This window comes from Pseudomonas putida (assembly GCF_022627325.1).
In the GTDB taxonomy this organism is placed as follows: Bacteria; Pseudomonadota; Gammaproteobacteria; order Pseudomonadales; family Pseudomonadaceae; genus Aquipseudomonas; species Aquipseudomonas putida_X.
The window spans coordinates 137,990-161,304 of the sequence record NZ_JAETZZ010000005.1 but is presented as its reverse complement, the minus strand read 5'-3'; the positions used below and the strand labels follow the sequence as shown (position 1 = coordinate 161,304).

Genomic DNA, 23,315 nt, shown 5'->3' with positions numbered 1-23,315 from the left:
TGATCAGTGGCTGCTGTGGTCGACGGCGATGCATTCGCCGCTGACATCAGCGTATTGACGGTTGCGAGGGGCGATCAGCAGGTACAGCGCGGCGGCGATGCCGGCACCGATCAGCCAGGAAAACGGCGCGATGGCATGGAAGTTGGGCACCAACGCCAGGACGATGGCCAGCAGCGCTGCCGGCAGGAACGCGGCGACGGCCCGCAGGTTGATGCCCTTGCTGTAGTGGTAAGCCCCGGCCGGATGTTCGCTGTACAGCTCCGGCACGTTGATGCAGCCTTTGCGCAGCAGCCAGTAGTCGGCCATGATCACCCCGTACAGTGGGCCCAGCAGGGCGCCCAGGCCAGACAGGAAATAGACGATCACCAGCGGGCTGTTGTAGAGGTTCCATGGCAGGATCAACACGGCCACGGTGGCGCTGATCAGCCCTGCGCGGCGGAAGTTCAGGTGCCGCGGCGCCAGGTTGCTCAGCACGAAGGCCGGGGCGACGAAGTTGGCCATGATGTTCACCGCCACGGTGACGATCAGGAAGGCCAGGCAGCCGAGGACCAGGAAGGCCGTATTGGGGATGCTGGCAACGATCTGGGTCGGGCTGTCGATGATCTGGCCGTTGATCTGGAACTGTGCGCCGCACAGCACCACGGTGATCAGCGCGAAGACCACGATGTTCACCGGCAGGCCCCAGAAGTTGCCGACGCGGATGGTCTTGCGGCATGGCGAGGAACGGGCGAAATCGCAGAAGTTGAGCACCAGGGTGCCGTAGATCGCCAGCCACAGCGCGCCGCCGGCGAATATGTTGCGCCACATCTCGTAACCGGTCAGCGGCTCGGCCACCGACCAGGCGATACGCGCATCGGCCTTGAAGTACATGAACACCGCCAGGCTGGCGACGGTCAGCAGGATCACCGGGCCGGCGAATGCCTCGTAGCGGCGCACCATCTCCATGCCGTAGGCGAGGATCACCAGTTGCACCAGCCAGATTGCCACGAAGCACACCCAGCCCAGGCTCGACAGGCCGAGGATGCTGTCTTGGTCATAACTGGCCAGTTGCGGCCACACCGCCGTCAGCAGCACGCGTAGCACCACTGAAGCCAGGTAGGTCTGGATGCCGAACCAGGCGATGGCGATCACAGCACGGATCAGCGCGGGAATTTGCGCGCCATGAATGCCGAAGGCAATGCGGCTGATTACCGGGAATGGCACGCCGGTCTTCTGCCCCATGTAGCCGGAAAGGTTCATGAAGAAGTACACCAGCGCGGCGCCGATCGCCAAGGACAGGAGAATCTGCCAGCCGCCGAGGCCAAGCGCGAACAAGCCCATGGCGAAGGAGTAGTTGGCAATGTTGTGCACATCGTTGGTCCACAGCGCGAAGATGCTGTAGCGCCCCCAGCGGCGGCCTTCGATACGCGTCGGCGCCAGGTCGCGGTTATGCAGGCGCGGGCTGAGTTCAAGTTGCGGCGCATGGCCGGCCAGGGAGGACGAGGGGTGGGTGCTGGCGACGGATAGTTCAGGGGCAAGGTCGAGGCTGGTACTCATTCCGGCAGGCTCCTGATGCACGTGGACTGCGATGAGCGGGCATGCGCACGGGCTCGCCATCTCGTCAGTGCAGCGTTGGCATCACTGGGTTCTGGGCGCGGCGGCCGGGTTGGGGCGGCGTCGCGGGTTCTTGTGTATTTATGTTTTGTTTAACTTGTATACAAAACACGAACACACAAAAGCGAGTTCCATGCCAGGCGAGGAACGTACTTCAAGTTGCGTTTACTTCAAAACTATCGCTTTGAACGCTAAGTTGATGAATTGAGTGAACTATAAATTGACCATTTGAACAGGTTTAATTTTATTCATGCATAATTAGTTGATCATTTGGTCAGATTTAGTTGCGCAACGTATGTAACGTATTGGGGCATTGCTAGCACTTATGCACACAAAAATGGCACTTAAGGTGACGTTTGTGTGTACAGACGTGGGTCAGGTTTTCCGGCGCTTCAATTCATCGGCGGCAAGCGCCGCTTCACCGGGCTTTTCTTGATGATCGCCGTGTTGGTTTCAGCGAGCACATTGATACGGTCGAGCAGGGTGTCGAGCTGTTCCATCGACCGCACATGCAGCCGGGCAATGAAGCAATCCTCGCCCGTTACCTTGTCGCACTCGGTGAACTCGGGAATCGCGATAATCTGCCGTTCCACCTCCTGCAGCTGCCCGGGCAGCGGGCGAATGCGTACGATGGCCTGCAATTGGTAACCAAAGCAGCGCGGATCGACATCCACGGTGTAACCGCGCAGTACGCCGCGCTCTTCCAGGCGGCGCAGGCGTTCGCTGACGCTGGGTGCAGACAGGCCACTGATGTGCGCCAGCGCTTTGAGTGAGCGGCGGGCGTCTTCCATCAGGGCGTTGATCAGGAGCTGGTCGATGGCATCGGTCATATACGCCTCATAAGGGCCAATTGGTGGTTTGCCTTGATAGTAAAGGCTGAAGAGGCATTTTTCCTTGGTTATCCGCTGGAGGGCCCACTGCGAGCCTCTGCATACTGTCCGTCATCGTCAGGGGAGGTGTGAGATGGACAGTTCGTTGCGCCGTGGCTCGCTGGAAATGGTCGCTGCCATGCTGATTTCCGGGACTATCGGCTGGTTCGTGCTGGTATCGGGGCAGCCGGTCCTGGAAGTGGTGTTCTGGCGGTGTGTGTTTGGCACCGGCACGTTGCTGCTGGTCTGTGCGGCGCTCGGCTTTCTCAAACCTGGTGTGATCAGCCGCACGGCCTTGCTCTTGGCAATCGCCAGCGGCGTGGCCATCGTCGGCAACTGGGTGTTGCTGTTCGCCTCCTATTCGCGGGCGTCGATCGCGATCGGCACCGCGGTGTACAACGTGCAGCCGTTTCTGCTGGTGGGGCTGGCGGCAGTGTTTCTGGGCGAGAAGATCACTGTGGCCAAGGTCACCTGGCTGAGCGTGGCGTTCCTCGGCATGCTGGCCATCGTCAGCGCCCATGGCGCAGGGCAGGGCAGCGGTGAAGAGTACCTGCTGGGCATTGCCCTGGCGCTGGGGGCGGCGTTTCTTTATGCCATTGCCGCGTTGATCATCAAGCGCCTGAACGGCACGCCACCGCATCTTATCGCTCTGATCCAGGTAGCGACCGGGGTGTTGCTGTTGGCGCCGTGGGTCAGGCCGGGCGGTCTGCCTGGCGAGCCCTCGGCCTTGGCCAGCCTGGTGATGCTGGGCGTGGTGCACACCGGGCTGATGTATGTGTTGCTGTACAGCGCCATCCAGCGCCTGCCCACGGCATTGACCGGCGCCCTTTCATTCATCTACCCGATCGCCGCGATTCTGGTCGACTGGGTGGCCTTTGGGCACCGCCTGGTGCCGTTGCAATGGCTCGGTGTGGCGTTGATCTTGCTGGCGGCGGCGGGCATGCAGCAGGGGTGGTGGTTCCGTTCGGCGCCGATCACTGCCAAAGGCCAGTGAGGCGCGGTTGCGCGCCCCACCAGCAGCCTCGCGGGGTAGAATGCTTCCTTTTATTTGCTTGCGACCCGCCATGACTTCGCCGATCCACACGCTCGAACAGCATCTGCTTACCGCCCTCGACCCCGCACCGCAGGAAACCCGTCGCCTGTTTCACGGCCGCGGCCGTTGCTGGCCGGGGCTGGAGCAGGTCACCGTCGACTGGTTGCAGGGCGTGCTGTCGGTAGCGCTATTCCGTGAGCCAGCCGCAGGCCAGCTGGCCGAATTGCAGGCCATGCTGCGCACCCTCGCCGAGCGCCCGCAGTGGACCGGCCAAGCGATCCTCATCCAGCACCGTTACTTGCCGGACAGCCCGGGTGAGTGGTTGTGGGGCGAGCCGTGCCAGCAGCGCGAAGTGGTCGAAGATGGCCTGACCTATTTGCTCGACCTGGGCGTGCGGCAGAACAACGGTCTGTTCCTCGACATGCGTTACGGCCGCCGATGGGTACGTGAACAGTCGGCGGGCAAGCGTGTGCTCAACCTGTTCGCCTACACCTGCGGCTTTTCGGTCGCGGCGATCGCCGGTGGTGCCGAGCAGGTGGTCAATCTGGACATGGCCAAGTCGGCGCTTTCGCGTGGCCGCGACAACCACCGGCTCAATGGCCACGATGCATCACGGGTGGCGTATCTGGGGCATGAGTTGTTCAAGTCGTGGGGTAAGGTGCGCAAGTACGGGCCTTACGATTTGATCATCATCGACCCGCCCACCTTCCAGAAAGGCAGTTTCGTGCTGACCCAGGATTACGCGAAGATCCTGCGGCGCTTGCCAGAGCTGCTGACCAAGGGTGGCACTGTGCTGGCGTGCGTGAACGATCCGGGCATCGGGCCGCAGTTTCTGATCGACGGGATGGCGGAGCAGGCCCCAGCGTTGGCTTTCGTGGAGCGTTTGGATAACCCGCCGGAGTTTCCGGATGCCGATCCGGCGGGTGGCTTGAAGGCCTTGGTGTTTCGCGATGAATCACCAGCCTGATGTAGTCGGGAAGCTTCACTTGGGCGCAATGATGGCGCTCAAGTGAAAGCAGCACGCGATTACGGGTTGGTATAGATCTGGTCGAACACGCCGCCATCGTTGAAGTGGGTTTTCTGCACGGTGCGCCAGTCACCGAAGGTTTTTTCCACCGACAGGAAATCGACCTTGGGGAAGCGGTCGGTGTACTTGGCCAGTACCGTTGCGTCACGCGGACGCAGGTAATTCTGTGCGGCGATTTCCTGGGCTGCCGGCGACCACAGGTACTTGAGGTATTCCTCGGCCACGGCCTGGGTGCCCTTCTTGGCTACCACCTTGTCGACCACACTGACCGGTGGTTCGGCCTCGGCCGACACGCTCGGGTAGACCACTTCGAACTGGTCGCGGCCGAATTCGCGGGCGATCATTTCGGCTTCGTTCTCGAAGGTCACCAGCACATCGCCGATCTGGTTGGTCATGAAGGTGGTGGTAGCAGCGCGACCGCCGGTATCCAGTACCGGTGCCTGCTTGAACAGCTTGCCGACGAAGTCACGGGCCTTGGCCTCGTCACCGCCTTGCTTGAGCACATAGCCCCAGGCCGACAGGTAGGTGTAGCGGCCGTTACCCGAGGTCTTCGGGTTGGGCACGATTACCTGCACGCCGTCCTTGAGCAGGTCGGGCCAGTCTTTCAGGGCTTTGGGGTTACCCTTGCGCACGATGAACACAGTGGCCGAGGTGAACGGCGCGCTGTTGTTGGGCAAACGGGTGACCCAATCGTCCGGCACCAGCTTGCCGATGTCGGCAAGCGCGTTGATGTCGGTGGCCATGTTCATGGTGATGACATCGGCCGGCAGGCCATCGATCACCGCGCGCGCCTGCTTGCTCGAGCCGCCGAACGACATCTGTACGTTGACCTTCTCGTCATGCTCGGCTTCCCAGTGCTTCTGGAAGGCCGGGTTGTAGTCTTTGTAGAAGTCACGCATCACGTCGTAGGACACATTCAACAGGGTCGGGGCGGCGTGGGCCAAGTTGCCCAGCGCCAGGCCGGCCGCCAGCAGCGAGGCGGTGAATAGCTTTTTCACGAAGCATTCCTTGTTAGGGTTCAGAGGGTTGGCAGTGTGCCAGTGACTATAGCCGTTCGCTTCGCGGCGATTAAAGACCGAATGGCTCTTTGCTTATGCGCGCGCCCAGGCGGGTGTTAGGTATCTAACCACTTTCAGCCCTGGGCCATACCTAAGCTCGCGCCTCCCGAAGGAGGAGCGCGCCATGACTTACCAAACCGACCCGCAGCCCGATGGACTTGCCCTGGAACAGGCCTTCCAGGATCAATTGATTGCCGCACGCCTGCCCCAGTGGCTGCGAGCAGCCCGCGCCGAACATTTGCCGGGCCTGAGTGAGGCGTTGCGCCAGAGCCTGGCCTTGCGTCAGCAACTCAGTGCAGTGCTTGCACGCCTGGAAGGTATCGACAGTTTCGCGAAAAGCCGTCTGGAGCAGGCCTTGGAAGGGCCCGATGGCGAGCCTTTCAACGTGCATCTCTGGTCCTTCATTGCCGGCCACCGTGAACCGGTGATCAATGCACAGCCTGTGGGCGTGCACCTTACCGAACTGGTGTATGACGACATGCCGCTGCTGGAAGCGGCGCTGCGCAATTTCACTGAAGATCAAGCCGAGGAGGGCGGCCAGCCGCGGGGTAACCGGCTGACCAGTGCGCGTAAAGGCGCAGCCAAACCACCGTCGGCCGTGGCGTTTGCCAAGCTGTGTCGCAGCCTCGACCTGGGCGGTCAATATCAGGCTCACCTCAACAGCGTGCTGCTGGCGCCGACGGCCCAGGGCGCAAGCGTCGCGATGCTGTTGGGTAACGCCCAACGCCTGCAAATGCTGGTGGAGGCCTACAAGGCCAGGCAGCGGGGTGTACTCGACGACGACGAACTGCAGATGATTGTGGGGTTATGCCGCGACGGCATGCCGCCGCGCCTGCAAGGCGATCCGGTGGTGGCCAGGCAACTGAGCCTGGTGGGCTGTACCCTGGAGCAGATAGTGCTGCTGGACGTTATCGAGGAGGGTTGGGTTCGCAACACCACCCGGCGTTTGCTGGCGTACGTGCCGGATGATCCCCATGGGCCGTGGTGTGTGTCCAGCAGCCTGCGGCATCTGGCCAATGACCTGGGCCGGCGCCTACGTACGCGTGACTACCAGCGGTTCTTCAGCCGCTTCGTGCGGCGTCGGGACAGCCAGGCATTTTTCTCTGTGATCATCCCGGCTTACGCTGATCTGGCGGATTGGGCCAATTACGACCTTGATGAGCACATGCAGGCCCTGCGCCTGCCATTGTTCGAAACCCTGGGCACGGCGCGTATCGCGCAGATCAAGGATGACGCGGCGATGATCGCCGCCCCTGTCGCCAGCATCGACCGGGCCGTGCAGCAGGCCCACGACCAACGCCTTGCCGCAGAGGGCTGGGCGCTGCTGAACCTGGCCGGCCTGTTCATTCCGGTGATCGGCACAGGTTTGCTGGCATTCACTGCATGGGGCTTGCTCAAGGAAGTGTTCCATGGCGTCGAGGCCTGGCATGAAGGCGACACCAGCGCGGCGCTCGATCACGTGACCCATGTCGCTACCGACCTTGCCGTGATGGGCGCCACTGCTGTCGGTGTGGGGGTGGCACTGCGTACCTGGCGGCGGTCGCTGAGGGTGGACAGCTTGCTGGCTGAGCAACTGGAAGACGGTAGTACCCGGCTGTGCCGTCCGGTATTGGCCGATTACCGCAGTGTGCCACCCCTGCAGGCGCACGTGGATGAAGAGGGCGTGCATCGGCTCGATGGCCGCGCCTGGGTCGAGATGGAGGGCCACTGCTACCCCGTGGTGCAGCATGGCGCACAGGGTGAGTGGCAGCTACGCCCGCGTGACGGGTATGGCCCGCAGCTGTGCCACAACGGCGCGGGGGCGTGGCGCCTGTGGTTCGAGCAGCCGGCGCACTGGGACGACCGCTATGGTTTGTTTCGCCGGCTTGGTGGACGCCTGCACGCGTTGGATGATGAGCGGATCGAGCAGATTCTGCTGATCCACGACCTGCACGCCGATCATCTGCGCGCCCTGCATGTCGAGGGCCAGGCCCCCGACGCTGTGCTGCTCGACAGCGCCGAACGCTTTGTGCTGGACCGGCGTATCAGCGTACTGATCGAGCGCCTGCGCGCCGGGCAGCCGGTGGACGACGCTGCGCTCTTGCAGCAAGCACGCGCATTGCCTGGTGGCCAGGGGCTGGGCGAGCAGGCGTTGGCCGAGCTGGCCGCCGCTCGCCGTCGGTTGCTCTTCCAGCAGGCCTACGCCGCTACCCAGCCTCCATCGAGTGCAGAAACCGCAGTTCTGCGTCGCGTCTTTCCAAGCCTGCATGAATCGGCGGCACGCGCGTTGTGGCGCACTGCTCACTTGGCAGACCGCGAGCGGCTGGTGGACAGCGGGCGCGTGGCGTTGAGGCTTGCTGAGGCGGCGCGCGTGCATGTTCGGCGGATTCGTCAGGTCAGGGTGTTCGAAGCGTTCTACCTGGAAGTGGAGCAGCAGTTGGACCTTGCCCGGGTGGCGCTTGCCATGCTCAGGCACTTGCCAGCGGGCGGTGGCGTGCGCTGGGCCTTGTTCGATGGCGATGCCGGTGCCCCCTTGCTGGTCACCGGGGAAGGCGGCCCTGAATGTGCGATCCGCCATGAAGATGGCCAGTTTCGCCGCCTGGATGGCGCAGGCCAGCCGCTGGGCCAGGCTGGCGAGCTGTTCGAGGTCATGGCCTCTGCCTATGACGATCACCTGCGCGATACGTTGGGGGTCGGCGAGCCATTCGCCCACAACTTGCGCGTACTGCTCAGCCGCCAGGCCGTAGCGCATCGTGCCGAGGTCACTCAGCTGTTGGGTGAACAACCCTCGCGCGGCTGGTTTCGCCTGCCGCAGCGCCAGCTCGATGGTCGTCTGGGGTACCCGCTGAGCGGGCGGCGTGGAAGGCCTCCACAAGGGTTGTTTGCCTCAGTGCGCAATTTGTATCCAGGCTTCTCCGACGAGCAGATACTGGCCTGGATCGAAGGCCTGCGCACCTCAGGCAGCGATGTCCATGGGGAAATCACCCGGCTGGGCAACGAGCTTGCGGCGTTGCGCGAACGGCTGCAGCAGTGGGAGCGTCAGGCAACATCACGGGGCCTGCGAGAAGAGCGCCGTTATTTCCGGCGTTGCCTGATCGACTGCTGGCAGCGGCGGATTACTGCGGGGGTGAACGATATCCAGGCGCCGCAGAGTTTCCGCTTTGCCATGTTCGCTGCCATGCCTGGCCAGTTGCCCGAACTGCCCTCCCACGTCAGGTTTTCCCATATTTTTGAACTGGCGTTGCTGGGGATGCAGCTAGAGGATATTCCCGTGGCATTCCTGGGCGCTTTTCCAGAGCTTCGCATCCTTGAGCTCAGTGGCAATCGCCTGAGCCGAGTGCCGGCGGCGATCGCCCAGATGCCCAGCCTGAACGAGCTGGACCTGTTCAACAACCGCATCGTGCTCGACCCGGAACAGGCGGGCATCCTCGCCCATTGCGAGTCCCTGGAGTACCTCAACCTGTCGTTCAACCCTTTGGGCCGCGGTTTTTCTCTGCGCGCGCTGCCTCGGCTGCGACGGCTGTATTTGCGCAATACCGGCCAGACGGAGTTGCCGCCCGGGGTGCTGCGTTGCCCCGACCTGCTGCAAGCCGACTTGCGCGACAACCGTATCGCCACATTGCCTGCAAGCTATTATCGGGCACCGGTATGGAGCCGGCGCATGCTCATGCTCTGGGGCAACCCGTTGAACGATCACGACCTTGAGGGCCTGCAGACGTCGATGCCACACCTGGACATGGAAGCGCAACCGGGGACCACGTTCTTGCGTCAGCGCTGGCTGGACAGCGCCAACGTGCTGGCACGTGACGAACTGTCGGCGTGCTGGGAGGCGCTGGAGATGGAGCCCGGTGGCGACGACTTCTTCCGGTTGCTGGGCCGCTTGCTGGACACCGCAGAGTTCAGGCAGAACGGCGAAGCATTGGCGGAGCGGGTGTTCATCATGCTGCAGGCCATGCAGGAGCACGCCAGCCTGCGAGAGATGTTGTTCCATCAGGTCAACCAGCAACTCACTTGCCAGGACAGCGTGGCGTTGTGTTTCAGCAACCTGGAACTGAGCATGCTGGTCTGGCGTGCGCGTATCGAGGCCGGGAGTGGCGATCAGCAGGGCGCCTTGCTGCACCTGGGCCGACAACTCTGGCGGTTGGATGAGGTCGACCGCATCGTTGTGCAAGACATTCAAGCTCGCCGCGCCGCAGGCGCCGATCCGGATGAGATCGAAGTGGGCCTGGCCTATCGCGTGGCCTTGCGTGATGCACTCGATCTGCCCGCCCAACCTGGGAGCATGCTGTTTACCGCAGTGGCCGGCGTGGGGCCTGAACGCGTGGAGGCGGCGCGAGCGCGGGTGCAGGCAAACGAGACAGATGAGCAGATTGCCGTCTCACTGGCTCAGCGCGAATTCTGGCAGGAGCATCTGCAGCGCACGCAGGCAGCACGCCTGGAGGCGGCCGATGCGCCCTTCCACACGCGCATGCAAGCATTGCTGGAGCGCGCCGATTCGGTACCCGAGGCCGAATACCTGGCCAGGGTCGGGGTCGTCCACGCCGAGCGCCAGGCAGCGCGTAGCGACGTGCTGCTGGCGCTGACACGCGAGGCGCTGGCGCAGGATCAGTCGCGCTTGCCGAACAGTGCCTGACCACAGCGCGAGCAGAATGCCGCGTCGTGGCCGTGCGTGCTTTTCTGGCAGTTTGGGCAGTCGTGGTGCAACTGTTCTCCCCGCATGGCATTGGCCAGTTCGGCCGTGAAAATCCCGGTGGGCACGGCGATGATCGAATAACCGGTGATCATCACCAGCGAAGACAGCACCTGCCCCAGCGGCGTCTTGGGCACGATGTCGCCGAAGCCCACTGTGGTGAGGGTGACGATCGCCCAATAGATGCCTTTGGGGATGCTGGTAAAACCGTGCTCCGGCCCCTCGATCACATACATCAAGGTGCCGAACACAGTCACCAGTGTCGATACGCTGAGCAGAAACACGATGATCTTCTGCTTGCTGCCGCGCAGTGCCGCCATCAGGTAATTGGCTTGGTTCAGGTACTGGCCAAGCTTGAGCACCCGGAAAATCCGCAGCATGCGGATTACCCGGATGATCAGCAGGTACTGCGCGTCGCTGTAGTACAGGGCGAGGATCCCGGGCACGATCGCCAGCAGGTCGACCAGGCCATAGAAGCTGAAGGCGTAGCGCATGGGCTTGGGCGAGCAGTACAGGCGGGTGATGTACTCGGCCAGAAAAATCGCGGTAAAGCCCCATTCGATACCCGCCAACAGGCCTGCGTAGTTCTGGTGCACCTCATCGATACTGTCGAGGATGACGGTGACCAGGCTGGCCAGGATGATCAGCAGCAGCGTCTTGTCGAAGCGCCGGCCGGCGACGGTGTCGGTCTGGAAAACGATGACGTAGAGCCGTTCGCGCAGGCTCGTAGGGTTATTCATGGGCTCGTTCCACAAAAGCAATGGGGTGAGCCTAGGGGTTGCGTTTCAGCTGTGCAAGCGGCTGGCATTGCGTTGCCTGGGTTGTGCCAGGTGGCTGCCCAAGTGCATCAGCCAAGAGGCGGCGACGAACGGTGCGGTCAGGCCGGGAGCCGGTAGCAGCTTGAACAGCGATTGCAGCACTACCGCCAAGGCAATCGCCAGCAGGGTCACCCAGGGCTTTTCACCCTGTCTGCTGAAGGCCAGCGCGGCCAGTGCGGCGTTGAAGCCGTGCAGACCCAGCCAGGCAGATTGCGCTTCGGCGAACAAGCCCACGCTGCCACCGATGGCCGAGCCGATGACAGCCCACATCGCGGCATAGGGATTGGCGACGAACATGCCGACAATGATCAGTACGCCGGCCAATGGCTGGTCGAGCAGAAAAATCTGACCTACTCCCCGCGCCACGGCATACAGCGGGTCGGCTTCGACGAAGCCGCCGGGCGAGGGGTTGGCGAACAGCAGCACGGCCCAGCCCAGCAGCACGAACGGTGCGGTATAGGCAATCAGCAGCTTGCCGCCGCGCTTGCGCCACTGGTGGGTAATGATGCTGGACAGCCCGCCAGCAGCGATGATCAGTGGCGGCAGAATGGCCGACCAGGGCAGCACGGCGCTGATCAGCAGGCCGATCAGCACGCCGTTGTAGCTGTACAGCCCGGCCTGACGGTCAGCGCGGTCGTAGCCGCGGGCCTGGGCGGTGAGCAGGCCGGCCAGGGCGCCGAGCAGGGCGCCGCCGACCAGGTTGGGGGCGGTCAGCAGAATGGCCAGCAGGCAGCACAGGCCGCACAGGGGATTGCGCAGCAGCAGCACCTGGCTGAAGCCGTTGAGCAGCGCCGTGGCCCAGTCGGGGCACGGGTTGACGAAATTTTTGGTGTACATGGGCAGTCGGCAAGGTTGATGGAAGAGCGGTGGGCCTCTTTGGGCCTCGGTTTTCCGCGTGTCTGTCGTTGCAGTGCCAGGGGAGGGCGTTGCTTGAAGCCACTCAGTCAAGCGCTTTGCAGCCGCTTCACGGCCCGCCGCCGGCAAGCCAGCTTCCACCAGGGGCCGCGCAGTTCTTGAGGCCTGCGCAGTACCTGTGGAGCTGGCTTGCCAGCGATGGGCTGCGTAGCAGCCCTGCTAGCGAAACTGGCGCAAAGCGCCCCCGACCCCCTCAGATCAAGGTCTCGATCCGCAGGCTGTTGGTCGACCCCGGCTTGCCGAACGGCACACCGGCAGTGATCAGCAAGGTGTCACCACGGCTTGCCATACCCTGCGCCTGGGCGATTTCCAGTGCGGTGGTGACCACTTCATCCACCTGGCGCAAACGGTCATTGACCACCGAGTGCACGCCCCAGGTCACGCTCAGGCGGCGGGCGGTGACCAGGTTCGGCGTCAGGTTGAGGATCGGCGCCCGTGGCCGCTCGCGTGCGGCGCGCAGGGTCGAGGCGCCCGACTCGCTGTAGTTGACCAGCACCGCCACCGGCAGGATGCCGCTGATGCGGCGGATCGCGCAGCTGATTGCGTCCGACACAGTAGCTTCAGCCTTGGGCCGGCCAACGTCGAGCTGGGCCTGGTAGTCCGGGCCGTTCTCCACCTGGCGGATGATCTTGCTCATCATCTGCACCGCTTCCAGTGGGTAATCACCTGAGGCGGTCTCAGCCGACAGCATCACCGCATCGGCGCCCTCGGCCACGGCATTGGCCACATCAGTGACTTCAGCGCGGGTCGGGGCCGGCGAGAAACGCATGGATTCGAGCATCTGCGTGGCCACCACTACCGGTTTACCCAGCTGACGGCAGGTGCCGATGATGCGTTTCTGGATTTGCGGCACGCTTTCGGCCGGCACTTCCACGCCAAGGTCACCGCGGGCCACCATGATCGCGTCTGCCAGTTCGGCTATGGCTTGCAGTTGTTCGACTGCCGATGGCTTCTCGATCTTGGCCATCAAGTAGGCGCGATCGCCAATCAGCTGGCGTGCTTCGACGATGTCCTCAGGGCGCTGCACGAACGACAGGGCCACCCAGTCCACGCCCAGTTCCAGGCCAAAGGCCAGGTCGCGGCGGTCCTTTTCAGTCAGCGGGGAGAGGTCGAGTACTGCTTGCGGTACGTTGACGCCCTTGCGGTCGGACAGCTCGCCACCGTTCAGCACTTCGGTGTCGATGGCGTCGTCGTGCTTGGCGGTGACGCGCAGGCGCAGCTTGCCGTCGTCCAGCAACAGGTCCATGCCGGGCTCAAGGGCTGCGATGATTTCAGGGTGTGGTAGGTTGACCCGGCGGCTGTCGCCCGGGGTCTTGTCCAGGTCCAGGCGCAGGGCCTGGCCGCGTTGCAATTGCACCTTGCCCTCGGCGAAGCGGCCCACGCGCAGCTTCGGCCCCTGCAGGTCCATGAGGATACCCAGCGGGTAGTTCAATTGCTGCTCGACTTCACGGATCCACTGGTAACGCAGGGCGTGGTCGGCGTGTTCGCCGTGGCTGAAGTTGAGGCGGAAGATGTTCACCCCGGCTTCCACCAGCTGGCGGATGTCGTCGATGCCGCTGATCGCAGGGCCCAGGGTGGCGAGGATTTTGACTTTCTTATCAGGCGTCATGATTGTGCAGTCTCAAGGATCAGGATGGCGCGGAAGTCGTTGACGTTGGTGCGGGTAGGCTCTGTGACGATCAGCGCATCGAGTGCCGCGAAATAGCCGTAGCCGTTGTTGTTGTCCAGCTCGTCGCTGGCCGACAGGCCCAGTGCCTCGGCGCGGGCGAAGCTGTCTGGCGTCATGAAGGCGCCGGCGTTTTCTTCCGAGCCGTCGATGCCGTCGGTGTCACCGGCCAGGGCATACACGCCCGGCAGGCCCTTGAGGCTTTCGGTGAGGCTGAGCAGGAACTCGGCATTGCGCCCGCCACGGCCATTACCGCGTACGGTGACAGTGGTTTCTCCGCCAGAAAGGATCACGCAGGGCGCCTTCAGCGGCTGCCCGTGCTGGACGATCTGCCGGGTGATACCCGCGTGCACCTTGGCCACTTCGCGTGACTCGCCTTCCAGGTCGCCGAGGATCAGCGGGCTGAAGCCGGCCTGGCGGGCGTGTACTGCAGCGGCTTCAAGCGATTGCTGGGGCTTGGCGATCAGCTGGAAGTGGCTGCGGGCCAGGGCCGGGTCATCGGCCTTGACGGTTTCCGAGGCCGGGTCGTTGAGCCAGTCGATGACCGCTTTGGGCGCTTCGATGTTGTAGCGCTTGAGGATCGCCAGGGCATCGGCCGAGGTACTTGGATCGGCCACGGTAGGGCCGGAAGCGATGACCGTGGCCAGGTCGCCAGGGACATCGGAGATTGCATAGGTGTAGACCGTGGCGGGCCAGCAAGCCTTGGCCAGGCGGCCGCCCTTGATCGCCGAGAGATGCTTGCGCACGCAGTTCATCTCGCCGATGGTGGCGCCGGATTTGAGCAGCGCCTTGTTGATGTGTTGCTTGTCGGCCAGGGTCAGGCCTTCGGCTGGCAGCGCCAGCAGGGCAGAACCACCGCCGGAGAGCAGGAAGATGACACGGTCGTCTTCGTTCAGGTTGCTGACCAGCTCCAGCACGCGTTTGGCCACAGCCAGGCCAGCGGCGTCGGGGATCGGGTGGGCGGCTTCGACCACTTCGATCTTCTGGCAGTTGGCGCCGTGGCCGTAACGTGTGACAACCAGCCCGGACACTTCGCCCTGCCAGCTCTTCTCGACCACTTCGGCCATGGCTGCAGCGGCTTTGCCGGCGCCGATGACGATGACCCGGCCGCTACGGTCGGCGGGCAGGTAGGGTTCGAGGACTTGACGGGGGTGGGCGGCAGCGATGGCTGTGTCGAACAGGTCGCGGAGAAGTTTTTGCGGATCGACCGACATGGCAGGCTCCCAATTATTGTTGTTCTGCAGAATCGAAAACGCCCCTGGAACTGCCTCCGTGCAGGCCGAACCAGGGGCGGTCCCCAGAGCTGCAAGCTTCAAGCTACAAGCCACAAGTAAAAGCAGACCTGCTTTTGCTTGCCGCTCGAGGCTTACAGCTTGAAGCTTATTTCTCGCCGCGGATCGAGAAGTTGGCCATGTGTTCCAGGCCTTTGATCAGCGCCGAGTGGTCCCAGTTGCCGCCGCCCAGTGCCACGCAGGTGCTGAACACTTGCTGGGCATTGGAGGTGTTGGGCAGGTTGATGCCCAGTTCCTTGGCGCCTTGCAGGGCCAGGTTCAGGTCCTTCTGGTGCAGGTTGATGCGGAAGCCTGGGTCGAAGGTGCCTTTGATCATGCGCTCGGCGTGCACTTCGAGGATTTTCGACGAGGCGAAACCGCCCATCAGTGCTTCACGTACCTTGGCAGGGTCCGCGCCGTTCTTGGCGGCGAACAGCAGGGCTTCACTGACGGCCTGGATGTTCAGGGCGACGATGATCTGGTTGGCGACCTTGGCCGTCTGGCCGTCGCCATTGCCGCCGACGCGGGTGATGTTCTTGCCCATGGCCTCGAACAGCGGCAGGGCGCGTTCGAAGGCTTTCGGGCAGCCACCGACCATGATGCTCAGGGTCGCGGCCTTGGCACCGACCTCACCACCGGACACCGGGGCGTCCAGGTAGGCGGCACCGGTGGCCTTGATCTTCTCGGCAAAGGCCTTGGTGGCGGTCGGCGAGATCGAGCTCATGTCGATCACGACCTTGTTCGGGCCCACGCCTTCGGCAACGCCGTTCTGGTCGAACAGGACACTCTCGACCTGTGGGGTATCCGGCACCATGACGATGATGAACTCGGCTTCCTGGGCAACCTCTTTCGGGTTGGCCAGCGCCACGGCGCCAGCGGCGATCAGGTCAGCCGGTGCGGGCTCGTGGTGGGTGGAAACGAAAATGCTGTGACCTGCTTTTTGCAGGTTCTGAGCCATGGGCTTGCCCATGATGCCGGTGCCGAGGAATCCGATTTTAGCCATGAGAAATTACCTCTTTCATTGTTATGTGAGCAGGCGACCCGGGCCCGCCAGGAGTGGCCGGGTGTCGCGAAAGGGGCGCGCAGCGGCCCCTCGGTCTCAGTGGCGCAGGAACCTGCCGGGGCTGACCTGCAGCCCACAGGTTCTGCGGGCGTTCTTAGAGTGCGTTATGGGTTTTCAGCCAGCCCAGGCCCGCTTCGGTGGTGGTCAGCGGCTTGTACTCCGCGCCTACCCAGCCTTGGTAACCGATGCGGTCCAGGTGCTCGAACAGGAAGCGATAGTTGATCTCGCCGGTGCCCGGCTCGTTGCGGCCCGGGTTGTCGGCCAGCTGGATGTGGTTGATCAGGTTCAGGTTCGCCTGCAGGGTGCGAGCCAGGTCCCCTTCCATGATCTGCATGTGGTAGATGTCGTACTGCAGGAACAGGTTGTCGCTGCCCACTTCGGCCTGGATTTCCAGGGCCTGCTGGGTGGTGTTCAGGTAGAAGCCCGGGATGTCGCGGGTGTTGATCATTTCCATGACCAAACGAATGCCAGCGGCTTTGAGCTTGTCGGCGGCGAATTTCAGGTTGTCGACGAACGTCTTGCGCACGTCGGCGCACTGCAGGCCTTGCGGGCGAATGCCGGCCAGGCAGTTGACTTGGGTGTTGCCCAGGACCTTGGCGTATTCGATGGCCTTGTCGACACCCGCGCGGAATTCTTCCACGCGGTCGGGGTGGCAGGCGATTCCGCGCTCACCTTTGCCCCAATCACCGGCCGGCAGGTTGAACAGCACCTGGGTCAGGCCGTGGGCGTCGAGTTGCTGCTTGATGTCGGCAGCGCTGAAGTCGTAGGGAAAGAGGTATTCGACGCCGCTGAAACCAGCATCGGCGGCAGCCTTGAAGCGGGCCAGGAAGTCCTGTTCGGTGAACAGCATGGACAGGTTGGCAGCGAAGCGAGGCATGATGTGTCTCCTTGCGATGAAGGCCCCCGGCGCCCTCGGTCGGGCGCAGCGCGGGGGCGTCAGGCGATCAGTCCAGCATCGAGATGGCGGTTGGCGCGTCGTTGCCGACCAGGGCCAGGTCTTCGAACTCGTTGACCGCGTTGATCTCGGTGCCCATGGAAATGTTGGTCACGCGCTCGAGGATCACTTCCACCACGACCGGTACCCGGAACTCTTCGGCCATCTTCTGAGCCTTGAGCAGGGCCGGGGCAATTTCACCTGGCTCGAATACCCGGATGGCCTTGCAACCCAAGCCTTCGACCACGGCGACGTGATCGACACCATAGGTGGCGGCGTCGGTGGAGTTGATGTTCTCGAACGCCAGTTGTACACAGTAATCCATGTCGAAGCCACGCTGCGCCTGACGGATCAGGCCCAGGTAGGCGTTGTTCACCAGCACATGTACGTACGGCAGGTTGAACTGCGCGCCCACGGCCAGCTCTTCGATCATGAACTGGAAGTCATAGTCGCCCGACAGTGCCACGACCTTGCGTTTCGGGTCGGCTTTGACCACGCCCAGTGCCGCCGGGATGGTCCAGCCGAGCGGGCCGGCCTGGCCACAGTTGATCCAGTGGCGTGGCTTGTACACGTGCAGGAACTGCGCGCCGGCAATCTGCGACAGGCCAATGGTGCTGACGTAGCAGGTGTCCTTGCCGAACACTTGGTTCATCTCTTCGTAAACGCGCTGCGGCTTGACCGGCACGTTGTCGAAGTGGGTCTTGCGCTGCAGGCTCGCCTTACGCTGCTGGCAGTCTTCCAGCCAGGCTTTGCGGCACTGCAGCTTACCGGCGGCTTTCCACTCGCGGGCTACTTCGATGAACACGTCCAGCGCCAGGCCTGCGTCGGAGACGATACCCAGGTCCGGGGTGAACACGCGGCCGATCTGGGTGGGCTCGATGTCGACGTGGACGAACTTGCGGCCTTCGGTATAGACGTCAACGGAACCGGTATGGCGGTTGGCCCAACGGTTGCCGATGCCGAACACCAGGTCGGACTTGAGCAGGGTGGCGTTACCGTAGCGGTGCGAGGTCTGCAGGCCGACCATGCCAACCATCTGGGCGTGGTCGTCCGGGATGGTGCCCCAGCCCATCAGGGTAGGGATCACGGGCACGCCGGTCAGTTCGGCGAACTCTACCAGCTTGTCGCTGGCGTCGGCGTTGATGATGCCGCCACCGGCCACCAGCAGTGGGCGCTCGGCGTCGTTGAGCAGGGCCAGGGCTTTTTCAGCCTGCACGCGGGTGGCGCACGGCTTGTTGACGGCCAGCGGCTCGTAGGCGTCGATGTCGAATTCGATTTCGGCCATCTGCACGTCGAACGGCAAATCGATCAGCACCGGGCCTGGGCGGCCAGTGCGCATTTCGTAGAAGGCTTTCTGGAAGGCATAAGGCACTTGGCCTGGCTCCAGCACAGTGGTCGCCCACTTGGTGACGGGCTTGACGATGCTGGTGATGTCGACTGCCTGGAAGTCTTCCTTGTGCAGGCGGGCACGTGGCGCCTGGCCGGTGATGCACAGAATCGGGATGGAGTCGGCCGACGCGCTGTACAGGCCGGTGACCATGTCGGTGCCGGCGGGGCCCGAGGTGCCGATGCACACGCCGATGTTGCCTGGGTTGGCGCGGGTGTAGCCCTCGGCCATGTGCGAGGCGCCTTCAACGTGACGAGCGAGGACGTGATCGATGCCACCGACTTTTTTCAGGGCCGAGTACAACGGGTTGATGGCAGCCCCTGGGATGCCGAACGCGGTATCTACACCTTCACGGCGCATGACCAGAACGGCTGCATCGATTGCTCTCATTTTGCTCATGGGTTGTGCCTCATCGATTTTGTAATTGTATACAACTTGCTTTGTGCCAGAGTGTATTCACGGCTGGCGGTTTAGGTCAATGGGTTTTCATCGGGGGAGGTTGCTTTCGTCCGAGCGCCCATGAAAACGGCGATTTGCGTCATCGCATACGATCGTTTCAATTTATTGTATACAAAAATAATCTTACTTGTGTTCTATTTGATGGATCGTTTTTCAACTGCCTACGGGCTTCTCACAACAAGAAGAGGACCTTTCCATGAACGCTTTGAACCTGAAAGTCGCTGTCAGCCTGGTGAACGCGGCGCTGGCAGCGGGCCGCAAGATCAATGCTGCGCCGTTGACGGTGGTGGTGCTGGATGCCGGTGGGCATGTGCTGGCCCTGCAGCGCGAAGATGGCGCCAGCCTGATTCGCCCTGGGGTGGCCACGGGCAAGGCCTGGGGTGCGATTGCCTTGGGCAAGGGTTCGCGCTTGCTGGCGCTGGATGCGCAGCAGCGGCCGGCGTTTTTTGCCGCGTTGAATGGTGTGGGTGAGCGGCCGGTAGTGCCGGCGCCAGGTGGCGTGCTGATCCGTGATCAGGATGGCAAGGTGCTGGGTGCGGTAGGGATCAGCGGCGATACGTCGGATATCGACGAGCAGTGTGCGATCAGTGCGATCGAAGAGGTGGGGTTGACGGCGGATGCCGGGGTAGCGGCCTGAATTTCTGTTGGCTGTACCGGCCTCATCGCCGGCAAGCCGGCTCCCACCGGTACTCCACGATCTGGTAACTGTGGTGTACCTGTGGCAGCAACCGTCTTGCCCGATTTCTTAAAGCCGGCGCAATCCATGTGGGAGCCGGCTTGCCGGCGATAGGGCTGCAGAGCAGCCCCTCGCGTCCTGTCAGGCTGCCTCGGGCTCGCAGCCTTTGAGCACCAGCCGGATGATGGTCTCGGCTGCTGCTTCGTAATCACTGTCAGCCAGCTTGGCCTTGCCGGTGATCACTGAAATCTGCCAATCGAAGTCGGCATAGGTCTGAGTCGCTGCCCAGATGCTGAACATCAGGTGGTGCGCGTCGACCTTGGCAATCTGCCCGCGCTCGATCCAGCGTTCGATGCACTCGATGTTGTGGCGGGCCTGCTCGTTGAGCTGTTCCACCTGGTTGGGTGAGAGGTGCGGTGCACCGTGCATGATCTCGCTGGCGAACACCTTCGAAGCATGGGGCAGGTCGCGCGAAATGCGAATCTTCGAGCGGATGTAGGCACTGAGCACTTCTTTGGGGTCGCCGTCGGCATTGAACGGCGTGGAGGCCTGCATGATCGGCGCGATGATGCTCTCCAGGACCTCGCGGTAGAGGTTGTCCTTGGACTTGAAGTAGTAATACACGTTCGGCTTGGGCAGGCCGGCCTTGGCCGCGATATCGCTGGTCTTGGTGGCAGCGAAGCCCTTGTCGGCGAATTCCTCGCTGGCCGCGCGCAGGATCAGTTCCTTGTTGCGCTCGCGAATGGTGCTCATGGTCAGGGATCTTCCTCGTGTCTGGCCACCTCTAAGAGGGATCGAGCATGGTAGCACCGGGCTCGATGGGGGCTCAAGGCAGCGACTTTGGGCTAGACTGCGGCCCATTCATTTCACGGGAAACAGGCAGACATGGCAGGAAGCAGTTTACTGGTACTGATCGACGACATTGCCACGGTACTCGACGACGTCTCGTTGATGACCAAGGTCGCGGCGAAGAAAACCGCAGGTGTGCTGGGCGACGACCTGGCACTCAACGCCCAGCAAGTCACGGGTGTGCGCGCCGAGCGCGAGATCCCGGTGGTGTGGGCGGTGGCCAAAGGCTCGTTCGTCAATAAGGCGATCCTGGTGCCGGCGGCGCTGCTGATCAGCGCGTTCATTCCATGGGCGGTGACACCGCTGCTGATGCTCGGTGGCGCATACCTGTGTTTCGAAGGCTTCGAAAAGCTGGCGCACAAGTTCTTGCACAGCAAGGAAGAAGATGCTGCCGAGCACAGTGCGCGTAGCGAGGCCGTTGCCGATACCAATGTCGACCTGGTGGCGTTCGAGAAGAGCAAGATCAAAGGGGCGGTGCGCACCGACTTCATTCTCTCGGCAGAAATCATCGCCATCACCTTGGGCACCGTGGCCGATGCGCCGCTGACTCAGCAGATCATCGTGCTGTCGGGTATTGCGATCGTCATGACCGTAGGTGTCTATGGGTTGGTGGGCGGTATCGTCAAGCTCGATGACCTGGGCTTGTGGATGACTCACAAGGCCTCGAAAGCGGCCCAGGTGGTGGGCAATGGCATTCTGCGGGCGGCGCCCTACATGATGAAGAGCCTGTCGGTGATCGGGACGGCGGCAATGTTCCTGGTCGGTGGCGGGATTCTGGTGCACGGTGTTGCGCCATTGCATCATGCCATCGAGGCCTTCAGCGAAGGGCGGGGCGGGGCGCTTACTGGCGCGTTGCTCAATGGTGGTGTGGGGATTGTGGCGGGTGCCGTTGTGCTTGCTGTCGTGGCGCTGGCGAGCAAGTTGTGGCGGGCGGTGAAGCCTGCCACCTGATGTGCCGGGCCGGGGCTAAGCCCCGGATCGCCGGCAAGCCGGCCCACATTATCCCCGCCTGTCTCAGGCGCGGCGCCATTTCTGTGGGACCGGCTTGCCGGCGCTGGGCTGCAGCGCAGCCCGCGGTCAGAAGTGGACCTTGACCAGGAAGCTTGCCGTGTTCTGGTCGGTGGTGAACCCGTCGGAATCCTTGATCCCGTACTTGTTCTTCCAGTAGTCGTACTCAAAGCCTACGTACAACTGCTTCTCACCCAGGTGCAACGCCTTGCCCAGGTCATATTTGACCTGAGGGTTGAAGTGCAGGTTGGCCTGGTAGGTGCCGCGGCGGTTCTCGTCGTTGTCGACCACCCAGTCCATGAAACCGTCGATGAGGATGTCGGAGGAGCCCACATGAATGGTGTACGACCAAACCGGCGTGATCTGCCAGACATTGTCACCGGCACGGCTGCCGTCGGTGGTGCGCTGGTAGAAGTTCAGCTGGAAGTAGTCGAAGCCCGGGATGTCCAGGTCGAAGCCAGGGCCGATCAGGTAGGACTCGGTATCACCCTCGCCGAACTCGTAGGTCATTGCCAGCAGCACGTCCTTGACCGGGCCGAACGCCAGCTTCTGGTCGAAGATCTTGCCGAACGACAGGCGCGGGCTGATCTCACCGTAGTAGGTGTTATCGCCGTTACCCGAGTCCTTCTTGCCGTTGTAGAAGATCTTGTCGACGAAGATGAAGTTGTCGCCGTACTTCCAGCCATCGGCGTGCTCGAACGTGACGGTTTGCTGGATCGCTGGGTTGACCTTGAAGTTCTTGCCCCACAGGTAGGTCAGGCTGTTGTTCTGCCACTGCAGCAGGTCATCGGCGTAGGTGGTGCCGCAGGCCAGCAGGCCGCCCGCGAGAATCAGGCTATTGATGGTACGCATTGCGAGTGTCGCTCCCTTGATTGGTCTGTTGTCAGCGCTCGGTATTGGCGCTTTTTTGTCTTTTGAGTCAGCTTTTTTCGATTGGCCACAGTTGTTTGGCAAGAGCTGCGCCAACTTTCCGGATTGGCTACAACCTGCCTGCTCGACTCGTTCTGAACGGCTGAAAATGGGTATTTCCGGCTGGCAACACGTTGGCCAACCGCCCGAATTCATTGACTGAGCGGTCAGTAAACGCGGGCAGAATCCCTCCTGCCCTGTTCGAGGGGGCGCGCAGATTACTGGCTTGCGCGCCTGGCCTCAAGTGCTCCTTCCTGGAGCAGTGTGTATCAAACTTGGGCGTTTGATCAGGTTTTCAGAAATGGACCTTGATCAGCGCGCTGGCGACACTCTGGTTGCTCTGAAGATTGCCGCGGCTGTCGATGCCGTACTTGTCCTTCCAGTAGCTGTACTCAAAGCCCACATACAGCTGTTTGGCGCCCAGGTTGAGGGCCTTGCCCAGGTCGTATTTGACCTGGGGGTTGAAGTGCAGGTTGGCGTGATAGGTGCCGCGGCGGTTCTGGTCGTTGTCGGGCACCCAGTCCATGTAGCCGTCGATCAGAATGTCCGACCTGCCCACGGGAATGGTGTAGGACCAACCGGGGGTGATTTGCCACACGTCGTCGCCAGGGCGGCCGCCTTCGGTGTTGCGCAGGTAGAAATTGAGGGTGAAATAATTGAAGCCGGGAATGTTCAGGTCAAAGCCCGGGCCGATCAGGTAGGCCTCGTTGTCACCTTCACCACGCTCGTAGGTCATGGCCAACAGCACGTCCTTGATCGGGCCGAAAGCGAGCTTCTGGTCGAAGATTTTGCCGAACGACAGGCGCGGGCTGAACTCACCGTAGTAGGTGGTCACGCCTTTGCTGGCATCGGGCTTGCCGTTGTAGAAGATCTTGTCAACGAACAGGAAGGTGTCGCCGTACTTCCATTTGTTGGCGTGCTCGAACGTGATGGTCTGCTGGATGTCTGGGTTGACCTTGAAGTTCTTGCCATACAGATAGGTCAGGCTTTCGCCGTGCCACAGCAGCCATTCGCCTGCATGCGAGGGGAGGGTGGCCAGCAGGCTGCTGCCCAGCAACAGGGTTGATGCGATGCGCTTCATGTTGTGATTCCCGGACTTATTGTTTTTGTT

The 23,315-nt window shown here is 62.4% G+C and carries 18 protein-coding genes; 5 read left to right on the top strand and 13 right to left on the bottom strand.

The window, feature by feature from the left end; genetic code table 11:
* Positions 1 to 3: 3 nt before the first annotated feature.
* A complete protein-coding gene (locus JNA92_RS10025; protein ID WP_241804538.1) occupies positions 4 to 1,536 on the bottom strand; it encodes an NCS1 family nucleobase:cation symporter-1 in 1,533 nt (510 codons plus the stop codon).
* 449 nt (positions 1,537 to 1,985) lie between these two features.
* On the bottom strand, positions 1,986 to 2,423 hold the full coding sequence (locus JNA92_RS10020; protein WP_241804537.1) for an Lrp/AsnC family transcriptional regulator: 438 nt from the start codon (positions 2,421 to 2,423) through the stop codon (positions 1,986 to 1,988).
* Positions 2,424 to 2,556: 133 nt separating this feature from the next.
* Here JNA92_RS10020 and JNA92_RS10015 point away from each other — a divergent pair, with 133 nt between their 5' ends.
* Together JNA92_RS10015 and JNA92_RS10010 are read left to right on the top strand one after the other, a co-directional pair.
* A complete protein-coding gene (locus JNA92_RS10015) occupies positions 2,557 to 3,456 on the top strand; it encodes a DMT family transporter (protein WP_241804536.1) in 900 nt (299 codons plus the stop codon).
* 70 nt (positions 3,457 to 3,526) lie between these two features.
* Positions 3,527 to 4,462 carry a class I SAM-dependent methyltransferase gene (locus JNA92_RS10010; protein ID WP_241804535.1) on the top strand — a complete coding sequence of 312 codons (936 nt, stop codon included), beginning with the start codon at positions 3,527 to 3,529 and terminating at the stop codon, positions 4,460 to 4,462.
* Positions 4,463 to 4,521: 59 nt separating this feature from the next.
* On the opposite strand, the gene JNA92_RS10005 is transcribed toward JNA92_RS10010, so the two are convergent.
* Positions 4,522 to 5,520, bottom strand: coding sequence for a sulfate ABC transporter substrate-binding protein (locus JNA92_RS10005; protein WP_241804534.1), 999 nt, complete (start codon positions 5,518 to 5,520; stop codon positions 4,522 to 4,524).
* Positions 5,521 to 5,704: 184 nt separating this feature from the next.
* On the opposite strand from JNA92_RS10005, the gene JNA92_RS10000 reads away from it, so the two are divergent.
* Positions 5,705 to 10,192: an NEL-type E3 ubiquitin ligase domain-containing protein gene (locus tag JNA92_RS10000; protein WP_241804533.1), complete on the top strand. Its 4,488-nt coding sequence runs from the start codon at positions 5,705 to 5,707 to the stop codon at positions 10,190 to 10,192.
* Here JNA92_RS10000 and JNA92_RS09995 read toward each other — a convergent pair.
* The 7 genes from JNA92_RS09995 to gcl all read right to left on the bottom strand — a co-directional run bounded on the left by JNA92_RS09995 (position 10,165) and on the right by gcl (position 18,702).
* On the bottom strand, positions 10,165 to 10,989 hold the full coding sequence (locus JNA92_RS09995; protein WP_241804532.1) for an ion transporter: 825 nt from the start codon (positions 10,987 to 10,989) through the stop codon (positions 10,165 to 10,167). The two genes, JNA92_RS10000 and JNA92_RS09995, sit on opposite strands and share 28 nt — an antisense overlap.
* A 45-nt stretch (positions 10,990 to 11,034) precedes the next feature.
* Complete coding sequence (locus JNA92_RS09990; RefSeq protein WP_241804531.1) at positions 11,035 to 11,904, bottom strand: urea transporter; 870 nt, start codon at positions 11,902 to 11,904, stop codon at positions 11,035 to 11,037.
* A 271-nt stretch (positions 11,905 to 12,175) separates the two neighbouring features.
* A complete protein-coding gene (gene pyk, locus JNA92_RS09985) occupies positions 12,176 to 13,591 on the bottom strand; it encodes a pyruvate kinase (protein ID WP_241804530.1) in 1,416 nt (471 codons plus the stop codon).
* Complete coding sequence (locus JNA92_RS09980; RefSeq protein ID WP_241804529.1) at positions 13,588 to 14,862, bottom strand: glycerate kinase type-2 family protein; 1,275 nt, start codon at positions 14,860 to 14,862, stop codon at positions 13,588 to 13,590. Before JNA92_RS09980 ends, pyk begins: the two co-directional genes overlap by 4 nt.
* A gap of 166 nt (positions 14,863 to 15,028) precedes the next feature.
* Positions 15,029 to 15,922: a 2-hydroxy-3-oxopropionate reductase gene (locus JNA92_RS09975; protein ID WP_241804528.1), complete on the bottom strand. Its 894-nt coding sequence runs from the start codon at positions 15,920 to 15,922 to the stop codon at positions 15,029 to 15,031.
* A gap of 154 nt (positions 15,923 to 16,076) precedes the next feature.
* Positions 16,077 to 16,859: a hydroxypyruvate isomerase gene (gene hyi / locus JNA92_RS09970; protein WP_241804527.1), complete on the bottom strand. Its 783-nt coding sequence runs from the start codon at positions 16,857 to 16,859 to the stop codon at positions 16,077 to 16,079.
* A 67-nt stretch (positions 16,860 to 16,926) separates the two neighbouring features.
* Entirely contained in the window at positions 16,927 to 18,702 is a 1,776-nt protein-coding gene (gene gcl / locus JNA92_RS09965) for a glyoxylate carboligase (RefSeq protein WP_241804526.1), read from the bottom strand.
* A 256-nt stretch (positions 18,703 to 18,958) separates the two neighbouring features.
* Here gcl and JNA92_RS09960 point away from each other — a divergent pair, with 256 nt between their 5' ends.
* Positions 18,959 to 19,399, top strand: a complete 441-nt coding sequence (locus tag JNA92_RS09960; RefSeq protein WP_241804525.1) for a GlcG/HbpS family heme-binding protein — start codon at positions 18,959 to 18,961, stop codon at positions 19,397 to 19,399.
* A gap of 180 nt (positions 19,400 to 19,579) precedes the next feature.
* Here JNA92_RS09960 and JNA92_RS09955 read toward each other — a convergent pair whose 3' ends face one another.
* Entirely contained in the window at positions 19,580 to 20,191 is a 612-nt protein-coding gene (locus JNA92_RS09955; RefSeq protein ID WP_039604598.1) for a TetR/AcrR family transcriptional regulator, read from the bottom strand.
* 132 nt (positions 20,192 to 20,323) lie between these two features.
* On the opposite strand from JNA92_RS09955, the gene JNA92_RS09950 reads away from it, so the two are divergent.
* Positions 20,324 to 21,238 carry a DUF808 domain-containing protein gene (locus JNA92_RS09950; protein WP_241804524.1) on the top strand — a complete coding sequence of 305 codons (915 nt, stop codon included), beginning with the start codon at positions 20,324 to 20,326 and terminating at the stop codon, positions 21,236 to 21,238.
* A gap of 126 nt (positions 21,239 to 21,364) precedes the next feature.
* Here JNA92_RS09950 and JNA92_RS09945 read toward each other — a convergent pair whose 3' ends face one another.
* Both JNA92_RS09945 and JNA92_RS09940 read right to left on the bottom strand, forming a co-directional pair.
* A complete protein-coding gene (locus JNA92_RS09945) occupies positions 21,365 to 22,147 on the bottom strand; it encodes an outer membrane protein OmpK (protein ID WP_241804523.1) in 783 nt (260 codons plus the stop codon).
* 352 nt (positions 22,148 to 22,499) lie between these two features.
* Positions 22,500 to 23,285, bottom strand: coding sequence for an outer membrane protein OmpK (locus tag JNA92_RS09940; protein ID WP_241804522.1), 786 nt, complete (start codon positions 23,283 to 23,285; stop codon positions 22,500 to 22,502).
* Positions 23,286 to 23,315: the final 30 nt, after the last annotated feature.

Bases quoted from the DNA above. Each gene is read 5' to 3' on its own strand.
- JNA92_RS10025 (WP_241804538.1), bottom strand. From the start codon at position 1,536: ATGAGTACCAGCCTCGACCTTGCCCCTGAACTATCCGTCGCCAGCACC.
- JNA92_RS10020 (WP_241804537.1), bottom strand. From the start codon at position 2,423: ATGACCGATGCCATCGACCAGCTCCTGATCAACGCCCTGATGGAAGAC.
- JNA92_RS10015 (WP_241804536.1), top strand. From the start codon at position 2,557: ATGGACAGTTCGTTGCGCCGTGGCTCGCTGGAAATGGTCGCTGCCATG.
- JNA92_RS10010 (WP_241804535.1), top strand. From the start codon at position 3,527: ATGACTTCGCCGATCCACACGCTCGAACAGCATCTGCTTACCGCCCTC.
- JNA92_RS10000 (WP_241804533.1), top strand. From the start codon at position 5,705: ATGACTTACCAAACCGACCCGCAGCCCGATGGACTTGCCCTGGAACAG.
- JNA92_RS09995 (WP_241804532.1), bottom strand. From the start codon at position 10,989: ATGAATAACCCTACGAGCCTGCGCGAACGGCTCTACGTCATCGTTTTC.
- JNA92_RS09990 (WP_241804531.1), bottom strand. From the start codon at position 11,904: ATGTACACCAAAAATTTCGTCAACCCGTGCCCCGACTGGGCCACGGCG.
- pyk (WP_241804530.1), bottom strand. From the start codon at position 13,591: ATGACGCCTGATAAGAAAGTCAAAATCCTCGCCACCCTGGGCCCTGCG.
- JNA92_RS09980 (WP_241804529.1), bottom strand. From the start codon at position 14,862: ATGTCGGTCGATCCGCAAAAACTTCTCCGCGACCTGTTCGACACAGCC.
- JNA92_RS09975 (WP_241804528.1), bottom strand. From the start codon at position 15,922: ATGGCTAAAATCGGATTCCTCGGCACCGGCATCATGGGCAAGCCCATG.
- hyi (WP_241804527.1), bottom strand. From the start codon at position 16,859: ATGCCTCGCTTCGCTGCCAACCTGTCCATGCTGTTCACCGAACAGGAC.
- gcl (WP_241804526.1), bottom strand. From the start codon at position 18,702: ATGAGCAAAATGAGAGCAATCGATGCAGCCGTTCTGGTCATGCGCCGT.
- JNA92_RS09960 (WP_241804525.1), top strand. From the start codon at position 18,959: ATGAACGCTTTGAACCTGAAAGTCGCTGTCAGCCTGGTGAACGCGGCG.
- JNA92_RS09955 (WP_039604598.1), bottom strand. From the start codon at position 20,191: ATGAGCACCATTCGCGAGCGCAACAAGGAACTGATCCTGCGCGCGGCC.
- JNA92_RS09950 (WP_241804524.1), top strand. From the start codon at position 20,324: ATGGCAGGAAGCAGTTTACTGGTACTGATCGACGACATTGCCACGGTA.
- JNA92_RS09945 (WP_241804523.1), bottom strand. From the start codon at position 22,147: ATGCGTACCATCAATAGCCTGATTCTCGCGGGCGGCCTGCTGGCCTGC.
- JNA92_RS09940 (WP_241804522.1), bottom strand. From the start codon at position 23,285: ATGAAGCGCATCGCATCAACCCTGTTGCTGGGCAGCAGCCTGCTGGCC.